This window comes from Massilia sp. 05N420, assembly GCF_056397205.1.
This window is the reverse complement of sequence record NZ_JBFTMX010000039.1, coordinates 1-16905: the sequence shown is the minus strand read 5'-3', so window position 1 is coordinate 16905 and position 16905 is coordinate 1. Positions and strand designations below refer to the sequence as shown.

Below are 16905 nucleotides of genomic sequence, written 5' to 3'. Positions count from 1 at the left end.
ATCGAAGATCGGATGCTACTGCTTGTTATTGGCGATGTGCAACTTTTTTATTGTTGTTGTGATACCACTTTGATCACCGGTGGCGGTACTGGTAGCGAGGAATGCTACCAATAGCAGCACAAGACGAATCCCTGCATTCATGAGTTGATCGTTCAAGACAAAATGTCATCATGCCCCGATCCGCCGTCCACCGGCCTCCACCGAAAGGCATGCATGAAACCCTTGAAAACCCTCCTTTGCGCCCTCGCCCTGCTCGCGCTGGGCGGCTGCGCATCGATGTTCCAGCACACCGGCGAGCGCCAGGCCGGCAGCATCGTCGACTACCTGTATCCGAACGCGAAAGAGGCGCCGAAGATGCAGCCGACCGTCACCAGGCTGCGCCTGCCGGTGCGTGTCGGCATCGCCTTCGTGCCGGGCGGCGGACGCGCCGCGCCGCAGGACGCCGAGCAGATGCAGCTGCTCGAGAAGGTCAAGGCCTCGTTCTCGGAGTATGACTACATCGGCAGCATCGAGGTCATCCCGAGCGCCTACCTGCGCCCGCGCGGCGGCTTCGACAACCTCGACCAGGTGGCGCGGATGTTCAACGTCGACGTGATCGCGCTGGTGTCGTATGACCAGATCCGCTTCAACGACACCAACCGGATGGCGGTGCTGTACTGGACCGTGGTCGGCGCCTATCTGATCAAAGGCGACCAGTACGACGTGCAGACCATGGTGGATGCCGCCGTGTTCGATGTCCGCAGCCGCAAGCTGCTGTTCCGCGCGCCAGGCATGAGTCAGGTGAAGGGGTCGTCGACCCTGGCCGGCTACAGCAGGGAGGTCCGCGGTGCGCAGTCGGACGGTTACGCGCAGGCGGTCGAGCGGATGATTCCGGCGCTGCAGATGCAGCTGGCGAGTTTCAAGGAACGGGCGAAATCCGATCCGGGCATCCAGGTCGAGCGCGGCGAGGGATACCGCGGCGGACGCGGCGCCGGCGGATTCGGCTGGACGGCGGCCCTGCTGCTCGCCGGCGCGGCTTTCTGGATCGTGCGCCGCCGTGCTTAAGACTGCGCCCGTCTCGTTAGCGCTGGCCGGCATCTGCCTGCTGCTGGCCTGCGCCGGCGAGCAGGCAGCGTCCGGACTCGCCTGGGAGCGCGCCGCCATCCTGCACGGCGAGCTGTGGCGCCTGTGGAGCGGCCACCTCGTGCATTTCTCGGCCTCGCATGCGGGCGCCGATGTGCTGGCGCTGCTCACGCTGGGTGCGCTGACCGAAGCGTTGATCGGCTCGCGGCGCTATGCCCTTGTGCTGGGTAGCGGCGCCTTGCTGCTGTCGCTCGGCCTGTTGATCTTCGTACCGGGGATGCACGAGTACCGCGGCGCCTCCGGCCTGGCCGTGCTGACCGCGGTGCTGGGCGGCGTGCCGGCCTGGGACCGCTACCCGGACAGCCGGCCCGTGCTCGCCTGTGCCGCGCTTGCGCTGGCCAGCAAGACGCTGTGGGAAGCCTGCGCGAACATGGCTGCATTCACCGACCTGCCGGCGGGCGTGGCCGTGGCCTGGCAGGCGCACTTGCTGGGCGCGCTGCTGGGTGGCTGCGCCGCGGCGGCCCTCTGCCGGTCGGCGCCTGAGGAAACCCATGCTTGAAATCGCTGTCGTACAGCCCGGCGAACTCGCCAGGATTGCCGGTTTCTACGAGGCCGCAGGATATGGCGGCGGCGTGTCGGCAGCCGACCTGACATTCGCCGCAGACCTGGACGGCCGCCTGGCCGGCGCCGTTCGCCTGTGCGAGGAGCACGGCGTCATCGTCCTGCGCGGCATGCAGGTGGCGCAGTCATTCCAGCGCCAGGGCATCGGCCGCGCGCTGCTGGCCCGCTGTATTCCCTGGCTGGACCGCGGCACGGCCTGGTGCCTGCCCTACGAGCACCTGACGGGATTCTACGGCGAGGCCGGCTTCGAACTCGCGCCGGAGGATGCGCTGCCGCCCTTCCTGTCCGAGCGCCTGGCCCGCTACCTGGCGTCGGGCCAGCGGGTGCTGGCGATGCGGCGCTCAGCCCCGGCCTGACTCCAGCGCCGCGCCCATCCACAGCGCCGCGCCCATCCGCAGCGCCTGCGCCACATTGCGCGCCGCCGAACGCAGGTTCTCGCGCGCCTCGGCCAGCGCCTCCTGCACGGTGCACGGCCGGCACACCGCCGCGAACACCGCATCGATGCCGTGCGCGTGCACGGCCGACGCATCCCGCGCCAGGCCGCCGCCGATCGCGATCACCGGCTTGCCGAAGCGCTTGGCCACCCGCGCCACCCCGACCGGCGTCTTGCCGCTGACGCTCTGGCCGTCGATCCGCCCTTCCCCCGTGATCACGAGATCGGCGTCGCGCACGGCCTGCTCCAGCCCGACCGCCTCGGCGATGATCTCGATGCCGGGCCGCAGGCGGCCGCCCAGGAAGACCACCATCGCCGCGCCGATGCCGCCGCCGGCCCCGGCGCCCGGCATGTCGGCCACGTCCTGGCCGAGGTCGCGCGCGATGAGGCGGCCATAGTTCGCCAGGCTGGCATCCAGTCGAGCGACCATCTCCGGCGTCGCGCCCTTCTGCGGCCCGAAGATGGCCGACGCGCCGTTCGGCCCGGTCAACGGATTGCTGACGTCGCAGGCGATATGGAATTGGCTGTCCTTCACGCGCGGATCCAGCCTTGAAACGTCGATACGGTCCAGCCGCGCCAGTTCGGCGCCCCCCGGACCGATCTCCGCGCCGCCGGCATCGAGCAGGCGCACGCCGAGGGCCTGCAGCATCCCGGCCCCGCCATCGTTGGTCGCACTGCCGCCGACGCCGAGCACGAAGCGGCGCACGCCGGCATCCAGGGCGTGCAGGATCAGTTCTCCGGTGCCGCGGCTGGTCGCGCGCAAGGGATCGCGGCGTTCCGACGGCACCAGTTCGAGCCCGCTGGCGGCGGCCATCTCGATCACGGCCAGCGGCGCGCCGCCGTCCGGTGACGAAGCCATGCCATAGAAGGCCCCGACCTGCTCGCCCAGCGGCCCGGTGGCCCTCAGCTCGACGCGGTGGCCGCCGGTGGCGTCGATCATCGCCTGTACCGTGCCCTCGCCGCCGTCGGCCACCGGCAGCTTGACGATCTCGGCGTCCGCGAACACCTCACGCAGGCCGGCCTCGATGGCCTCGGCCACCTGCAGCGCCGACAGGCTTTCCTTGAACGAATCCGGGGCAATGACGATCTTCATGGGTCTCCTGGCTTGTGGACTTCCCTGCGAGTATAGGTGATCGGCGATGCCCGGCACAGCCCCGACGACGGCGCCGCCTACATGCCGAACAGGTCGTGTGAATCGAGAATGGCCCAGGTGATCTCGGGATGGCGGTCGAGCACCTTGCGGATCGCCGCCGGAATCGACTGCCTGACCTTCTTGCACAGGCCCGGCCGGTCTTCCAGCAGGATGACGATGCCGCGCAGGGTGCGCACCTCGTTCGGGCCCGGCACGATCTTCAGCTCGACGCCGAGGTTGGCGCGGATCTTCTCCTGCAGGCGCTTGAGCTCCTCGTAGCTCGAGATGTTCTCGATCCGGCCGATCAGCTTCTGCTCCTCCATGCGCGTCAAGCGCAGGGGCCGCAGGTCGGCGTCGGGCTCGACGAGCAGGCGCTCGCGCTCGCAGACGCAGGCGCCTGGCGGACATTCGCTGCGAATTGGGAAGCTTACCTGTTGCAACATGCTCTCACGCTGGTCGGCAAAGGATCGTCATAGTGTACATCACGGTCGGATTCATTCATTGTGCGGCACGCGCCAGGACGGCGCTCATGCGCTGCCAGTGCGAGCCCTTCCAGTAGACCCGCCCGCACAGGTCGCAGGTATTGAATTCGTCCTGGACCGCCGCGACCTGGGGCGGCAGGCGGTCCAGGACCTCGGCCTTGGCGACGCTGCGCAGCGGCGCGTTGTCGTGCAGGCAGCGCGTGAACGGGCGGGCACGCTCGGCCAGGCCGAAGTGTTCGAACAGGTCGTGCAGCTGGGCCTCCGGCCGCTGGGCGCGCACATAGCAGCCAAAGTCTATGCCGCGGCGCTTGAGCAGTGCGCGGTCGCGCGTCAGCACCACGCGTTCCTGGTCCGCCGCCAGCGCCTCGACCTGGTCGCCGCTCAGGCTGTTGTCGTAGATGGTGTCGAACCCGGCCATTCGCAAGAGGCGCGCGAGTCCGCCGAGGTGGGCGTCGGCCACGAAGCGGAGCCGCCCCGGCGGCAGCGACGGCGCCGGCCTCAGGTCGCTGACGTCGAAGCGCGTGAAGTGCGGGTAGACGGCGACGCGGTCGCCCTCTTCCAGCAGCAGATCGAGACCGGCGCAGTCGCCATTGACCAGCACCAGCTCGACCTCGGTGTGCGGCACGCCGAGGGCTTCGATCATGTGCTTGGTGGTGGCCATGCGCGCGCATGGGGTGGTGATCTCGCGCCCCTTGCGCTCGCGCGGCAGGAAGTCGTTCAACTCGCCGTAGAAGCGGAAGGTGGCGCAGACCATGGTGCTCACTTGCTCATCACAGGCTGCAGCGCGCGCAGCACCTCGAGGGCGTTCGGCACCGCCGCGAAGGCCGCCGTGTTATCGAAGATGCACCAGCAGTCGGCGCCACCGGCGGTAAGCAGCGCGATCCGCCGCTCGACTTCGCGCAGGAATTCGGGCGGATAGCTCGAGTAATACACCTTGGGCGTGCCGTGCAGGCGGATATAGCCGGCCTCCGTGGTCGGCACATGCGGTCCGGGCTGGCCGGCGGGCGGATCGGCCATCACGCGGGTCACCCCGTGTTCGCGCAGGACGTCGGTGGCGGCGTCCGAAAACCAGGTCGGATGGCGGGCTTCGAGCGCCAGCATGCAGCCGACCCTTGCGCGCAGGCGCGGCAGGAAGTCGCGCGCCGCCTCTTCGTCGAACACGCCCTTCGGCGGCAGCTGGATCAATATACAGCCGAGTTTCGCGCCCAGGTGGTTGACCTCGCCGGCAAAGCGGTCGAGCAGCTCGTCGGCGTCGCGCAGGCGGGCTTCGTGGCTGATCGACTTCGGCAGCTTGACGGAAAAACGAAAGTCCGGCGGCACGCTGTCGGCCCAGCGGGCGTAGGTTTGCGGCTGGTGCGGGCGGTAGAAGGAGGAGTTGATCTCGACGGCGGGGAAGACGGCCGCGTAGCGCTCGAGGTGGCTGCCTTCTTCGGGGAAGTCGGCCGCTACGTCCTTGTGGAGACTCCAGCCAGCGCAGCCGATCAGGCACGCGCCGCCGGCGGAGGTGGGGGCTGGGGTTTCGCTCATGGGCAGATTCTATTCCGGGAGCGCGGGCACGCGTCGCACGACCGGCATTACAATATGAACAATCGCATATCGACTTCGCAGGAGAAACCCAATGACCGAGCCCTTGCACATCGTCTGTCCGCATTGCGACGCCGTCAACCGCGTCGCCAGCGAGCGCCTCGCCGACCAACCCGTCTGCGGCAAATGCACGAAAGCGCTGTTCGAAGGCAAACCGCTGGACGTGAACAGCGAGCGCTTCACCCGCCACATCAGCCGCAACGACATTCCGGTGCTGGTCGATTTCTGGGCCGCCTGGTGCGGGCCCTGCCGCATGATGGCGCCGGCCTATGCCCAGGCCGCCGGCCGGCTGGAGCCGCGGGTGCGCCTGTTGAAGGTGGATACCGAGGCCTCGCAGGACCTGGCGGGGCGCTACGGCATCCGCAGCATCCCCACCATCGCGCTGTTCCAGGGCGGCCAGGAGATCGCACGCCAGGCCGGGGCGATGGATGCCGGCAGTATTATTTCTTGGGTACAATCCCGGGCGCGCGCCGCCTGAGCGCGCGATCGGCTATCGTCGGCTTTACGACGTCACCAACTCATCACAGGAGGACGCCATGTCCCAGGAACTCGTCTACGAACGCGGTATCGAGGATGCAAAGCAGTTCGCCCGCATCCTGTATCTCGCCCATGCCGCGACTTTCTTCTTTTCACTGGGGCTGCTGAACATCATCGTCCTGATCGTGAATTACATCAGGCGTCCGGACACGGCCGGCACCATCGTCTATTCCCACCACACCTGGATGATCCGCTCGTTCTGGTGGTACGTGGTGGCGATGGCGGTCGCCTTCGTGCTGGCGATCACCATCATCGGGATTCCGCTGGCCTGGCTGGTCGGTGCGGCGGCCTGGCTCTGGATGGCCTACCGCATCATCCGCGGCTTCCTCGACCTGAACAACAACCGGCCGATGCCGGTATAAGCCAGGCTCAGTTGTTCGGCCCGTCCCTGCGCAGGCGGGCCTCCAGTTCGCGCAGCCGCACGTAGTAGGCGCGGCCCAGGCGTCCGACCGGCCGCGTGCCGGTCTGCTCCAGCAGGTCGACGCGATGATCCTGCTCGCCCTTGCGGCCGGTGTACACGGCCTCGTCGATGTGCACGTGCTGCACGCTTCCCATGATCCACTTGTTGGCGCCCATGTCGAGGATGTCGTGCAGCTTGCACTCGTAGGCGACCGGGGCGCGGGCCACGCGCGGCGCCTTCACGATGCTGCTGGGCGCCTCCGCCAGGCCGGCGTAGCGGAACTCGCTGTCGCCGGGCGCGAGGTCGGCGGCGGTCTTGACCATCTCGTCCATCAGCTGTTCGGGCACGATGTTCACCACGAACTCGCGGGTGGCCACGATGTTCGCATAGGTGTCCTTCGGCACCCATTCGCCGGCGTGGTTGTCGCCGCGCGGACCGCAGCTGAAGCCCAGGACCGGCGGCGACGGCGACACCACGTTGAAGAAGCTGAAGGGCGCGATGTTCGGCACGCCCTCGGCCGACACCGTCGACACCCAGGCGATCGGGCGCGGCACGACGGAGTCGCGCAGCAGGAAGTACATCTCGGTCGGCTGGAAGTCGGCGGCGGAAAGCGATATGGTCATGATGGTATCCGGCTGGTTTATTACTGCTGCGGGTCGTACAGCTTTTCCTTGATGAACAGCGCCGGCACGATCCCGCACAGGAAGTAGGCCACGCCCATCACCAGGAAGCCGAGGCCGATCGAGCCGTTGGTGGCCAGGTAGCCGATGCAGGCAGGTGCGATCGCCGCGCCGACGCGGCCGACGTTGTAGGCGCCGCCGACGGCCGAACCGCGGATGGTGGTCTCGAAGCTCTCGGTCATGTAGGTCGCGTTCACGCCATACGGAATCCCGTACAGGAAGCCGAAGATGGTCAGCAGGTAGACGATGTTGTCCGGCGTGTTGTACAACACGATCAGCGGCAGGAACACGGCGGTGCCGAGGGCGCCGAAGGCGAAGATGGCGCGGCGGCCGAAGCGGTCGGCCAGCCAGCCGGCGACGATCTTCCCGAGGATCATGGCGACGTAGGTGCCGACCATATAACCGGTCATCGCCTTGAAGTTCATGTGCAGCTCTTTTTCCAGGTAGGTCGGCATCCAGTTGTTGACGCCGTAGTAGCCGAACTGCAGGAAGCCGGCGGCCAGCGACCACAGGATGAACATGCGGCGGTGGGCCGGGTTCGAGAAGATCAGCTTCATGGCGCCGGCCTTCTTCCCGGTGCTGTTCCTGCCTTCCGCCTTGTCCGCGGCCAGCCTCTGGCGCGAAGCGATCCAGGCGGCCGGTTCCGGCACCACGCGCCGCATCAGCACGGCCAGCACCACCGGGATGATGGCGATGTAGAACAGCCAGCGCCAGCCATAGGTCGGCAGGATCCAGCTGGCCAGCAGGGTCGCCACCACATAGCCGACCGACCAGCCGGCCTGCAGGCTGCCCAGCACCGTGGTGCGGCGCTCGGTGGGCACGTACTCCGCCATCAGCGTGTTCGACACCACGTAGACGGCGCCCAGTCCGACCGAGGCGATGAAGCGGAACAGTGCGAACTGTTCGAAGTTGTGGGTGGCGCCAAGCACCGCGGTACCCACCGAGAACAGCATGATCGTCCAGACGACCGTGCGCACCCGGCCGAAGCGGTCCGCGGCCCAGCCGCCGAAGATGCCTCCGAGGGCCATGCCCACCAGCGTGACCGTGCCGAGCGTACCCGCCTGTACCTTGGTCAGGCCGAACTCCTTGGTCAGGCTGCCCAGGCTATAGGACAGGAACATCAGGTCGGCGCCGTCGATCATCAGCGCCAGGAAGGCGAAGACAAAGACGATCTTCCATGTGTTTTTGTTTGCCGCGGCAATCACCGCGCGGTTTGCTGCTACTTCCATGTCTCCTCCAATTGTCTTGCTGTCTTGCTTGCTTATGGCTGCACGGCGCGGATCATGTTGCGCGCGATGACGAGCTGCTGGATCTGGGTGGTGCCCTCGTAGATGCGGAACAGGCGCACGTCGCGGTAGAAGCGCTCGATCGCGTACTCCGACACGTAGCCGGCGCCGCCGTGGATCTGCACCGCGCGGTCGGCCACGCGGCCGCACATCTCGGACGCGAACATCTTGCAGCAGGCGGCTTCGGTCGAAATGTCTTCCCTGTTGTCGCGGCGGCGCGCGGCATCCAGCACCATCGAACGGGCCGCGTAGACCTCGGCCTTGCTGTCGGCCAGCATGGCCTGGATCAGCTGGAAGTCGGCGATCGCCTTGCCGAACTGCTGGCGCTCGACCGCATAGCGCAGCGCGTCGTCCAGCATGCGCTCGGCCACGCCGACGCAGATCGCGGCGATGTGCAGGCGGCCCTTGTCCAGCACCTTCATGGCGGTCTTGAAGCCGACGCCTTCCTTGCCGCCGATCAGATTGGCGGCCGGGACGCGGCAGTTCTCGAAGATGACGTCGGCGGTGTGCGCGCCCTTCTGGCCCATCTTCTTGTCGGTCTTGCCGATGAAGACGCCCGGCGTGCCTTTCTCGACGATGAAGGCCGAGATGCCGCCCGCGCCCTTGATCTCGGGGTTGGTGCGCGCCATCACCGTGAAGATGCCGGCTTCCGGCGCGTTCGTGATGAAGCGCTTGGTGCCGTTGATGACGTAGAAGTCGCCGTCGCGGACGGCCGTCGTGCGCAGCGAGGCGGCGTCCGAGCCCGAACCCGGTTCGGTCAGCGCGAACGAGGCGATCAGCTCGCCCGAGGCCAGGCGCGGCAGGTAGTCGCGCTTCTGCTCTTCGGTGCCGTCGACGATCAGGCCCTGGGAGCCGATGCCGTTGTTGGTGCCGACCAGGGAACGGAAGGCCGGCGAGGTCTTCGCGATCTCGAAGGCAGCCAGCACTTCCTCTTCCATCGTCAGGCCAAGACCGCCGTATTCCTCGGGAATGCACAGGCCGAACAGGCCCAGCTCGCGCATGTCGTCGACGACGTCGGGCGGGATCTGGTCGGTCTCCGCTACTTCATTCTCTGCCGGCACCAGCCGCTCCCGCACGAAGCGGGACAGGGTATCGAGCAGCACAGTCATGGTTTCCTGGTCGCGTATCATCTTCTTTCCAAATCAGTTCGTAGTTTGTCCCATCGAGCCGCCGACCTTGCGCACCAGCTCGACCAGGGCTGGTCCGAGCTCGTGCTGCAGGTATTCGCGGCTGCACTTGAAAGCGGGCTTGCCGCAGTTGAAGGCCATCATGGTGCCGTCCGGGGCCCGGAACGGCACGCCGACGCCGTAGACGTCCTTGTCCCACTCGCCCAGCGACATGCAGAAGCCGTATTCCGCATAGTCGCGCAGCGCCTGTTCGACGCCGGCCTGCTGGCGCGCCCAGTCGTCGCCGGCGCGCTCGCGCACCTGTTCCAGCAGCGCGGCGCGCTCGGACGCCGGCAGGCCGACCAGGTAGCCGCGCCCGAGGGCGCTGGTGGTCAGCGACAGCCGCGTGCCGACGCCGCGCTGCAGGGTGATCGAGGCGCTGCTGCGGATCGACTCGACGTACACCATCGACAGGCGGTCGCGCACGGCGATCGATACCGAAGCCTGCGCGCGCTCGGCCAGTTCGCGCATCATGGGGCGGGCGACGTCGCGCACGTCGAGCCGCGCCAGCATGCTGTAACCCAGCGCCAGCACGCCGGCGCCGAGCCGGTAGCGGCCTTCGGCTTCCATGTGTTCAAGGTAGCCGAGCTTGGCGAGGGTGCCGGCCAGGCGCGCCACGGTGGGTTTCGGGATCGCCGTGCGACGCGCCAGCTCGGTCAGGCCCAGCTCGCGCTCCCTGGCGCCGAAGCAGCGCAGCAGTTCCAGGCCGCGGGCCAGGGCGGTGACGAACTGCCGGTCCTTGCCCTCTTCCTTGTCGTCGAACTGCTCGATGTCGTTGCCTTCATCCACCATGTGCATGCCCTGCCTCCCTTGTCGTTTGCCGGCTGCCGGCGCCGGTTCTTAATTCATCCTGTCATATCAATTCTCGTGATGTCAAGCATTTTCAAACCATCGGTCCGCTATGCGAACCTCGCATATCGACGATAGATTTTTCTGATACAGGGCGTGGATTCAGGCTTTACAACCCGAGAATTTTTCCATATTCTGGGTCGCATCTTCATTTTTCGAACCCGAGGTTCGCTGTGCGGACCGACGGTAACAAGCGAGACCTCGATGAACGACCTCATCCTTTCCCACCCGGAACCTGGCATCGCCTGCCTGCGCATCCACCGTCCCGACGTCCGCAATGCGCTCAACCAGAGCGTGCGCATGCAGCTGGCCGAGCACTTCACCGCCCTCGGCCAGGATCCGGAAATCCGCTGCATCGTCCTAACCGGCGGCGACCAGGTGTTCGCGGCGGGCGCCGACCTGCGCGACATCGCCGAGGCCACGCCTATCGACATGCACCTGCGCCAGGTCCAGCGCCTGTGGCAGGGCATCGCCGGCTGCTCTACGCCGGTGATCGCCGCCGTCAACGGCTATGCCTGGGGCGGCGGCTGCGAGCTGGCCATGCATGCGGACATCATCGTGGCGGGCGAGAACGCCTCCTTCGCCCAGCCGGAAATCAAGGTCGGCATCATGCCGGGGGCCGGCGGCACCCAGCGCCTGACCCGTGCGATCGGCAAGTTCCAGGCGATGAAGATGCTGCTGACCGGCGCGCCGATCTCGGGCCGCGAAGCCTTCGCCTGCGGCCTGGCCAGCGAAGTGGTCGAGGATGCGAAAGTGCAGGAACGCGCGCTGGAACTGGCGCGCACCATCGCCGCGATGCCGCCGCTGGCCGCCAGCCAGATCAAGGAAGTGCTGCTGGCCGGCCAGGACGCCTCGCTCGAGGCCGCGCTGATGCTGGAGCGGAAGGCCTTCCACCTGCTGTTCGCCAGCCAGGACCAGAAGGAAGGCATGCGCGCCTTCTTCGAGAAACGCAAACCTTCCTACACGGGACAATAAAGAATGAGCAGCACTGAACAAAACCTCGAAGTGATCGGCATCGTCGGCTGCGGCCTGATGGGCCGCGGCATTGCCCAGATCGCCGTCCAGGGCGGCATGGCCGTCATCCTGCACGACGCCCGTCCGGGCGCAGCCGAGGAAGCGCGCGACGCCATCACGGCCACCCTGCGGAAGCTGGCCGACAAGGGCAAGACCTCCGCCCAGGCCGCACAGGAGGCCGGCGCCCTCCTGTCGGTGGCCGCGTCGCTCGACGACCTGGCGCCCTGCACCGCGGTGGTCGAGGCCATCGTCGAGAAGCTCGACGCCAAGCAGGAGCTGTTCGGCCAGCTCGAAGCCGTGGTCTCGGCCGGCTGCATCCTCGCCACCAATACCTCCTCGCTGTCGGTGACGTCCATCGCCGCCGTGTGCAAGGCGCCGGGCCGGGTCGCCGGCTTCCACTTCTTCAGCCCCGTGCCGCTGATGAAGATCGTCGAGGTGATCGCCGGACCGCTGACCGATGCCGGCGTGCCCGAGCGCCTGACCGCGATCGCCCGCCGCATGAGCCATACGCCGGTGCGCGCCAGCGACACGCCCGGTTTCATCGTCAACCATGCGGGCCGCGGCTACCTGACCGAGTCGCTGCGCATCCTGGGCGAGAACATCGCCGCGCATCCGGAACTCGACCGCATCCTGCGCGAGGCCGCGGGCTTCCGCATGGGTCCTTTCGAGCTGCTGGACCTGACCGGACTGGACGTCTCGCAGCCGGTGATGGAATCGATCTACGCCCAGTACTACCAGGAGCCGCGCTTCCGCCCCTCGCCGATCGCACGCCAGCGCCTGGCGGCCGGACTGCTGGGCCGCAAGAGCGGCCGCGGCTTCTATGTTTACCAGGACGGCCAGAAGCAGGACGCTGCGGCCGTTCCGGTTCCTTCTCGCAGCGACGTGCCGGTCTGGCTGAGCGCCGCCGATGCGGACGCCTGGCCCGCGGTCGACCGCCTGCTGGACGCGCTGGGGGCGACGCGCGACCGCGGCGAGCGTCCGGCCGGGGACTCCCTGTGCCTGGTGCTGCCGGTGGGCCAGGACGCGACCAGCCTGGCCGTGGCCGCGCGCCTGGATCCGGTCCGCACCGTGGCGCTCGATCCACTGTTCATTTCCGGCCGCCGCACCCTGATGACCACGCCGCTGACCGATGACGCCTTCCGCGATACCGCCCACGCGCTGTTCGCCGCCGACGGCACGCCGGTATCAAGGATCCGCGACAGCGCCGGCCTGGTGTGCCAGCGCGTGCTCGCCACCATCGTCAACATCGGCGCCGACATCGCCCAGCAAGGCATCGCCAGCCCGGAAGACATCGACAAGGCGGTGACCCTCGGCCTCGGCTACCCGAAAGGACCGCTGGCGCTCGGCGATGCGCTCGGCGCCGCCACCGTGCTGCGCATCCTGGACGGCCTGTTCGACTTCTACCGCGATCCCCGCTATCGCCCGAGTCCGTGGCTGAAGCGCCGCGCCCTGCTGGGCGTCTCGCTGCTCACCCCGGAAAACTGATCAATCAAGGAATATCATGCTCGACGCTTACATCTACTCCGGCCTGCGCACCCCGTTCGGCCGCCTCGCCGGCGCCCTGGCCCCGGTCCGTCCCGACGACCTGGCCGCTTCCGTCATCCGCAAGCTGGTCGACGATTCGCCCTTCGATCCGGCACAGGTAGAGGACGTGATCCTCGGCTGCGCCGGCCAGGCCGGCGAGGACAGCCGCAACATCGCGCGCCACGCGGTACTGCTGTCCGGCCTGCCGCACACGGTGCCCGGCCAGACCGTCAACCGCCTGTGCTCCAGCGGCCTGGCGGCCGTGCTCGACGCCGCACGCGCCATCACCAGCGGCGAAGGCGAGCTGTATGTGGCAGGCGGTGTCGAGAGCATGAGCCGCGCGCCCTTCGTGGTCGCCAAGAGCGAGTCCGCCTTCGGGCGTGAATTCAAGGTCTTCGACTCGGCCCTCGGCGCGCGCTTCCCGAACCCGCGCATCACCAAGGAGTTCGGCGGCGACACCATGCCCGAAACGGCCGACAACGTGGCCGAGGACCTCGGACTGAACCGCGAGGACAGCGACCGCTTCGCCGCCCTCTCCCAGTCCCGCTATGCCGCGGCGCTGGCCGACGGCTTCTTCGCCGGCGAGATCATGCCGGTGGAGGTCCCGACCGGGAAAAAGACGCCGCCGCGGATCGTGGCCGCCGATGAGCAGCCGCGTCCGGAATCGACCGTGGAGTCCCTGGCGAAGCTGAAAGTGCTGCAGGAAGGCGGCGTGGTCACCGCCGGCAACGCCTCCAGCCTGAACGACGGCGCCGCCGCCCTGCTCATCGGCAGCCGCGCGGCCGGCGACAAGGCCGGCGCCAAGCCGGTCGCGCGCATCCTGGCCGGCGCCGCCGCCGGGGTCGAGCCGCGCGTGATGGGCCTCGGCCCGGCCTACGCCATTCCGAAAGCATTGGCGCGCGCCGGCCTGACCCTGGCCGACATGGACGTCATCGAGATCAACGAAGCGTTTGCCACCCAGGTGCTCGGCTGCCTCAAGATGCTGGATGTGTCCTTCGACGACCCCCGCGTGAATCCGAACGGCGGCGCGATCGCGATCGGGCACCCGCTCGGCGCCTCCGGCGCCCGCCTGGCCCTGAGCGCGGCGCGAGAACTGCAGCGCCGCAACGGCCGCTACGCCGTCGTCAGCCTGTGCATCGGCGTCGGCCAGGGCCTGGCCGTCGTCATCGAACGCGTCTGACTGGAGAGCAGCATGTCTGGAGCACTGTCACACATCCGCGTCCTCGACCTGACGCGCGTCCTCGCCGGCCCCTGGGCCTGCCAGATGCTGGCCGACCTCGGCGCCGAGGTGATCAAGATCGAAAGGCCCGGCAGCGGCGACGATACCCGCGCCTGGGGCCCGCCCTACCTGAAGGACCAGGACGGCCAGGACACCCGAGAATCCGCCTACTTCCTGTCCACCAACCGCGGCAAGAAGTCGGTCACCCTCGACATCTCGACGCCGGAGGGCCAGGCCATCGTGCGCAAGCTGGCGATGGAAAGCGATGTCTTCATCGAGAACTACAAGGTCGGCGACATGGCGCGCTACGGCCTGTCCTACGAGGATTTGAAGGAATTGAATCCGCGCCTGGTCTACTGCTCGGTGACCGGCTTCGGCCAGGACGGTCCGATGTCGGCCTTTGCCGGCTACGACTTCATCGTCCAGGGCATGGGCGGCCTGATGAGCATCACCGGCGAGCGCGACGACCTGCCGGGCGGCGGCCCGCAGAAACTGGGCGTGGCCTTTTCCGACCTGATGACCGGCATGTACTCCAGCGTCGCCATCCTGGCCGCGCTGGAACACCGCCACAAGACCGGCGAAGGCCAGTACATCGACATGGCCCTGCTGGACGTGCAGGTGGCCGCGATGGCGAACATGAACATGAACTACCTGGTGTCCGGCAAGGTGCCCAAGCGCCAGGGCAATGCGCATGCGAACATCGTGCCCTACCAGGTGTTCCGCACCCGCGACGGCCACATGGTGCTCGCGGTCGGGAACGATCGCCAGTTCGCCAAATTCTGCGCGATCGCCGGCTGCCCGCAATTCGCCGCCGATGAACGCTTCGCGACGAACAACAACCGGGTGCGCAACCGCGAGACCCTGGTGCCGATGCTGGAAGAAGTGCTACTGGGCCGCACCACGGCCGAATGGGTCGCGCCGCTGGAAGCCGCCGGCGTGCCTGCCGGGCCGATCAACGACATCGCCCAGACCTTTGAGCATCCGCAGGTCAAGCACCGCAAGATGAAGCTGGACCTGCCGCATCCGCAGGCCGGCACCGTGCCTTCGGTGGCGAACCCGATCAAGTTCTCGGCGACGCCGATCGAATACAAGAACGCCCCGCCGACGCTGGGCCAGCATACGCAGGACATCCTGTCCACCTTGGCCGGCCTGTCCGATGGCGAGATCGCGGCCCTGCACGACAAGGGTATCGCCTGAGAATCAGTATAAACAGTATGAAATGGAGATGAACATGAAAGTCCTGGTACCCGTCAAACGCGTGGTCGACTACAACGTCAAGGTCCGCGTCAAGTCCGACGGCAGCGGTGTCGATATCGCCAACGTCAAAATGTCGATGAACCCGTTCGACGAGATCGCCCTGGAAGAAGCGACCCGCCTGAAGGAAGCCGGCAAGGTCACCGAGATCGTGGCTGTGACCTGCGGCGTGACCCAGGCCCAGGAAACCCTGCGCACCGGCATGGCGATCGGCGCCGACCGCGGCATCCTGGTCGAGACCGGTGCCGAGATCGAGCCGCTGGGCGTGGCGAAAGTGCTGAAGGCCCTGGCCGACAAGGAACAGCCGCAGCTGATCATCCTGGGCAAGCAGGCGATCGACGACGATTCGAACCAGACCGGCCAGATGCTGGCCGCCCTGCTGGGCTGGCCGCAGGCGACCTTCGCCTCGAAAGTCGTGCTGGAAGACGGCAAGGTGACCGTGACCCGCGAAGTCGATGGCGGCCTGGAAACCGTGGCCCTGAGCCTGCCGGCCATCGTCACCACCGACCTGCGCTTGAACGAGCCGCGCTACGTGACGCTGCCGAACATCATGAAGGCGAAGAAGAAGCCGCTCGAGACCATCAAGCCGGAAGACCTGGGTGTGGACGTGACCCCGCGCCTGAAGACCCTGAAAGTGTCGGAGCCGGCCAAGCGCTCGGCCGGCATCACCGTGCCGGACGTGGCGACCCTGGTGTCGAAGCTGCGTACCGAAGCCAAAGTCATCTAAAGAATATAAGGGAACATCATGGTCGCACTCGTTATTGCTGAACACGACAATGCCTCGCTGAAGGCCGTCACCCTGAACACCGTCACCGCCGCCGCCCAGTGCGGTAGCGAAGTCCACATCCTGGTCGCCGGCTCGGGCTGCGGCGCGGTCGCGGAAGCAGCCGCCAAGGTCGCCGGCGTCTCGAAAGTGCTGGTCGCCGATGCGCCGCATTTCGCCGACGGCCTGGCCGAGAACGTCGCCGAGCAGATCCTGGCGGTGGCCGGTTCGTATTCGCACATCCTGGCCCCGGCCTCGGCCTACGGCAAGAACATCCTGCCGCGCGTGGCCGCCCGGCTGGACGTGGCCCAGATCTCGGAAATCACCAAGGTCGACGCCCCGGATACCTTCGAGCGTCCGATCTACGCCGGCAACGCCATCGCCATCGTGCAGTCCAGCGACAAGGTGAAAGTGATCACCGTGCGCGGCACCGGCTTCGACGCCGCAGCAAGCGAAGGCGGCTCGGCCGCCGTCGAGAACGTGCCGGCGGTTGCCGATTCCGGCAAATCTTCTTTTGTTGGCCGCGAGCTGGCCAAGTCGGACCGTCCGGAACTGACCGGCGCCAAGATCGTCGTCTCGGGCGGCCGCGGCATGGGCTCGGGCGAGAACTTCAAGATCCTGGAACCGCTGGCCGACAAGCTGGGCGCCGCCATGGGCGCATCGCGCGCGGCAGTGGACGCCGGCTATGTGCCGAACGACTGGCAGGTCGGCCAGACCGGCAAGATCGTCGCGCCGCAACTGTACATCGCGGTCGGCATCTCGGGCGCCATCCAGCACCTGGCCGGCATGAAGGACTCGAAGACCATCGTCGCCATCAACAAGGATCCGGAAGCGCCGATCTTCTCGGTGGCCGATTACGGCATCGTCGGCGACCTGTTCGAGGTCGTGCCGGCGCTGGT

The 16905-nt window shown here is 67.4% G+C and carries 19 protein-coding genes; 11 read left to right on the top strand and 8 right to left on the bottom strand.

Features of this window, described 5'->3' with window-relative positions; genetic code table 11:
- Positions 1-213: 213 nt before the first annotated feature.
- From rhlP to AC1DIX_RS21265, 3 genes are read left to right on the top strand one after another with little or no spacing between them, the layout of a single operon-like run.
- On the top strand, positions 214-1044 hold the full coding sequence (gene rhlP, locus AC1DIX_RS21275) for a rhombotarget lipoprotein (RefSeq protein ID WP_477327182.1): 831 nt from the start codon (positions 214-216) through the stop codon (positions 1042-1044).
- Positions 1037-1621, top strand: a complete 585-nt coding sequence (gene rrtA, locus AC1DIX_RS21270) for a rhombosortase (RefSeq protein ID WP_477327180.1) — start codon at positions 1037-1039, stop codon at positions 1619-1621. Before rhlP ends, rrtA begins: the two co-directional genes overlap by 8 nt.
- Complete coding sequence (locus tag AC1DIX_RS21265; RefSeq protein ID WP_477327178.1) at positions 1614-2039, top strand: GNAT family N-acetyltransferase; 426 nt, start codon at positions 1614-1616, stop codon at positions 2037-2039. Before rrtA ends, AC1DIX_RS21265 begins: the two co-directional genes overlap by 8 nt.
- Here the strand turns inward: AC1DIX_RS21265 and AC1DIX_RS21260 are convergent.
- From AC1DIX_RS21260 to AC1DIX_RS21245, 4 genes are all read right to left on the bottom strand, one after another.
- Positions 2025-3209: a glycerate kinase gene (locus AC1DIX_RS21260; RefSeq protein ID WP_477327176.1), complete on the bottom strand. Its 1185-nt coding sequence runs from the start codon at positions 3207-3209 to the stop codon at positions 2025-2027. The two genes, AC1DIX_RS21265 and AC1DIX_RS21260, sit on opposite strands and share 15 nt — an antisense overlap.
- A gap of 77 nt (positions 3210-3286) precedes the next feature.
- Positions 3287-3691 carry a hypothetical protein gene (locus AC1DIX_RS21255; protein ID WP_442121984.1) on the bottom strand — a complete coding sequence of 135 codons (405 nt, stop codon included), beginning with the start codon at positions 3689-3691 and terminating at the stop codon, positions 3287-3289.
- A 55-nt stretch (positions 3692-3746) separates the two neighbouring features.
- Positions 3747-4484 (bottom strand): Mut7-C RNAse domain-containing protein, encoded by a 738-nt coding sequence (locus AC1DIX_RS21250; RefSeq protein ID WP_477327223.1) that lies wholly within the window; start codon positions 4482-4484, stop codon positions 3747-3749.
- A gap of 5 nt (positions 4485-4489) precedes the next feature.
- Positions 4490-5257, bottom strand: a complete 768-nt coding sequence (locus tag AC1DIX_RS21245) for a DUF72 domain-containing protein (RefSeq protein ID WP_477327174.1) — start codon at positions 5255-5257, stop codon at positions 4490-4492.
- 91 nt (positions 5258-5348) lie between these two features.
- On the opposite strand from AC1DIX_RS21245, the gene trxC reads away from it, so the two are divergent.
- Positions 5349-5792: a thioredoxin TrxC gene (gene trxC, locus AC1DIX_RS21240; RefSeq protein ID WP_442121982.1), complete on the top strand. Its 444-nt coding sequence runs from the start codon at positions 5349-5351 to the stop codon at positions 5790-5792.
- 58 nt (positions 5793-5850) lie between these two features.
- Positions 5851-6213 carry a DUF4870 family protein gene (locus tag AC1DIX_RS21235; protein WP_442121981.1) on the top strand — a complete coding sequence of 121 codons (363 nt, stop codon included), beginning with the start codon at positions 5851-5853 and terminating at the stop codon, positions 6211-6213.
- Between the two features lie 7 nt (positions 6214-6220).
- Here AC1DIX_RS21235 and AC1DIX_RS21230 read toward each other — a convergent pair whose 3' ends face one another.
- Genes AC1DIX_RS21230 through AC1DIX_RS21215 form a run of 4 tightly spaced genes read right to left on the bottom strand, consistent with a single transcriptional unit; the run spans position 6221 to position 10181 of the window.
- Positions 6221-6874 carry a flavin reductase family protein gene (locus AC1DIX_RS21230; RefSeq protein ID WP_477327172.1) on the bottom strand — a complete coding sequence of 218 codons (654 nt, stop codon included), beginning with the start codon at positions 6872-6874 and terminating at the stop codon, positions 6221-6223.
- A gap of 20 nt (positions 6875-6894) precedes the next feature.
- Positions 6895-8160 carry an MFS transporter gene (locus tag AC1DIX_RS21225; protein ID WP_477327170.1) on the bottom strand — a complete coding sequence of 422 codons (1266 nt, stop codon included), beginning with the start codon at positions 8158-8160 and terminating at the stop codon, positions 6895-6897.
- Between the two features lie 32 nt (positions 8161-8192).
- Positions 8193-9347, bottom strand: coding sequence for an acyl-CoA dehydrogenase family protein (locus AC1DIX_RS21220; RefSeq protein ID WP_477327168.1), 1155 nt, complete (start codon positions 9345-9347; stop codon positions 8193-8195).
- Positions 9348-9359: 12 nt separating this feature from the next.
- Positions 9360-10181: an IclR family transcriptional regulator gene (locus tag AC1DIX_RS21215; RefSeq protein ID WP_477327166.1), complete on the bottom strand. Its 822-nt coding sequence runs from the start codon at positions 10179-10181 to the stop codon at positions 9360-9362.
- Positions 10182-10436: 255 nt separating this feature from the next.
- Here AC1DIX_RS21215 and AC1DIX_RS21210 point away from each other — a divergent pair, with 255 nt between their 5' ends.
- The 6 genes from AC1DIX_RS21210 to AC1DIX_RS21185 all read left to right on the top strand — a co-directional run.
- Entirely contained in the window at positions 10437-11207 is a 771-nt protein-coding gene (locus tag AC1DIX_RS21210; protein WP_477327164.1) for an enoyl-CoA hydratase, read from the top strand.
- Positions 11208-11210: 3 nt separating this feature from the next.
- Complete coding sequence (locus AC1DIX_RS21205; protein ID WP_477327162.1) at positions 11211-12731, top strand: 3-hydroxyacyl-CoA dehydrogenase; 1521 nt, start codon at positions 11211-11213, stop codon at positions 12729-12731.
- Positions 12732-12747: 16 nt separating this feature from the next.
- Positions 12748-13950: a 3-oxoadipyl-CoA thiolase gene (locus AC1DIX_RS21200; protein ID WP_477327160.1), complete on the top strand. Its 1203-nt coding sequence runs from the start codon at positions 12748-12750 to the stop codon at positions 13948-13950.
- 12 nt (positions 13951-13962) lie between these two features.
- Positions 13963-15186: a CaiB/BaiF CoA transferase family protein gene (locus AC1DIX_RS21195; protein WP_477327158.1), complete on the top strand. Its 1224-nt coding sequence runs from the start codon at positions 13963-13965 to the stop codon at positions 15184-15186.
- 34 nt (positions 15187-15220) lie between these two features.
- A complete protein-coding gene (locus tag AC1DIX_RS21190; RefSeq protein WP_442121973.1) occupies positions 15221-15970 on the top strand; it encodes an electron transfer flavoprotein subunit beta/FixA family protein in 750 nt (249 codons plus the stop codon).
- Between the two features lie 18 nt (positions 15971-15988).
- On the top strand, positions 15989-16905 hold a 917-nt coding region (locus AC1DIX_RS21185; protein WP_477327154.1), incomplete at its 3' end, for an electron transfer flavoprotein subunit alpha/FixB family protein.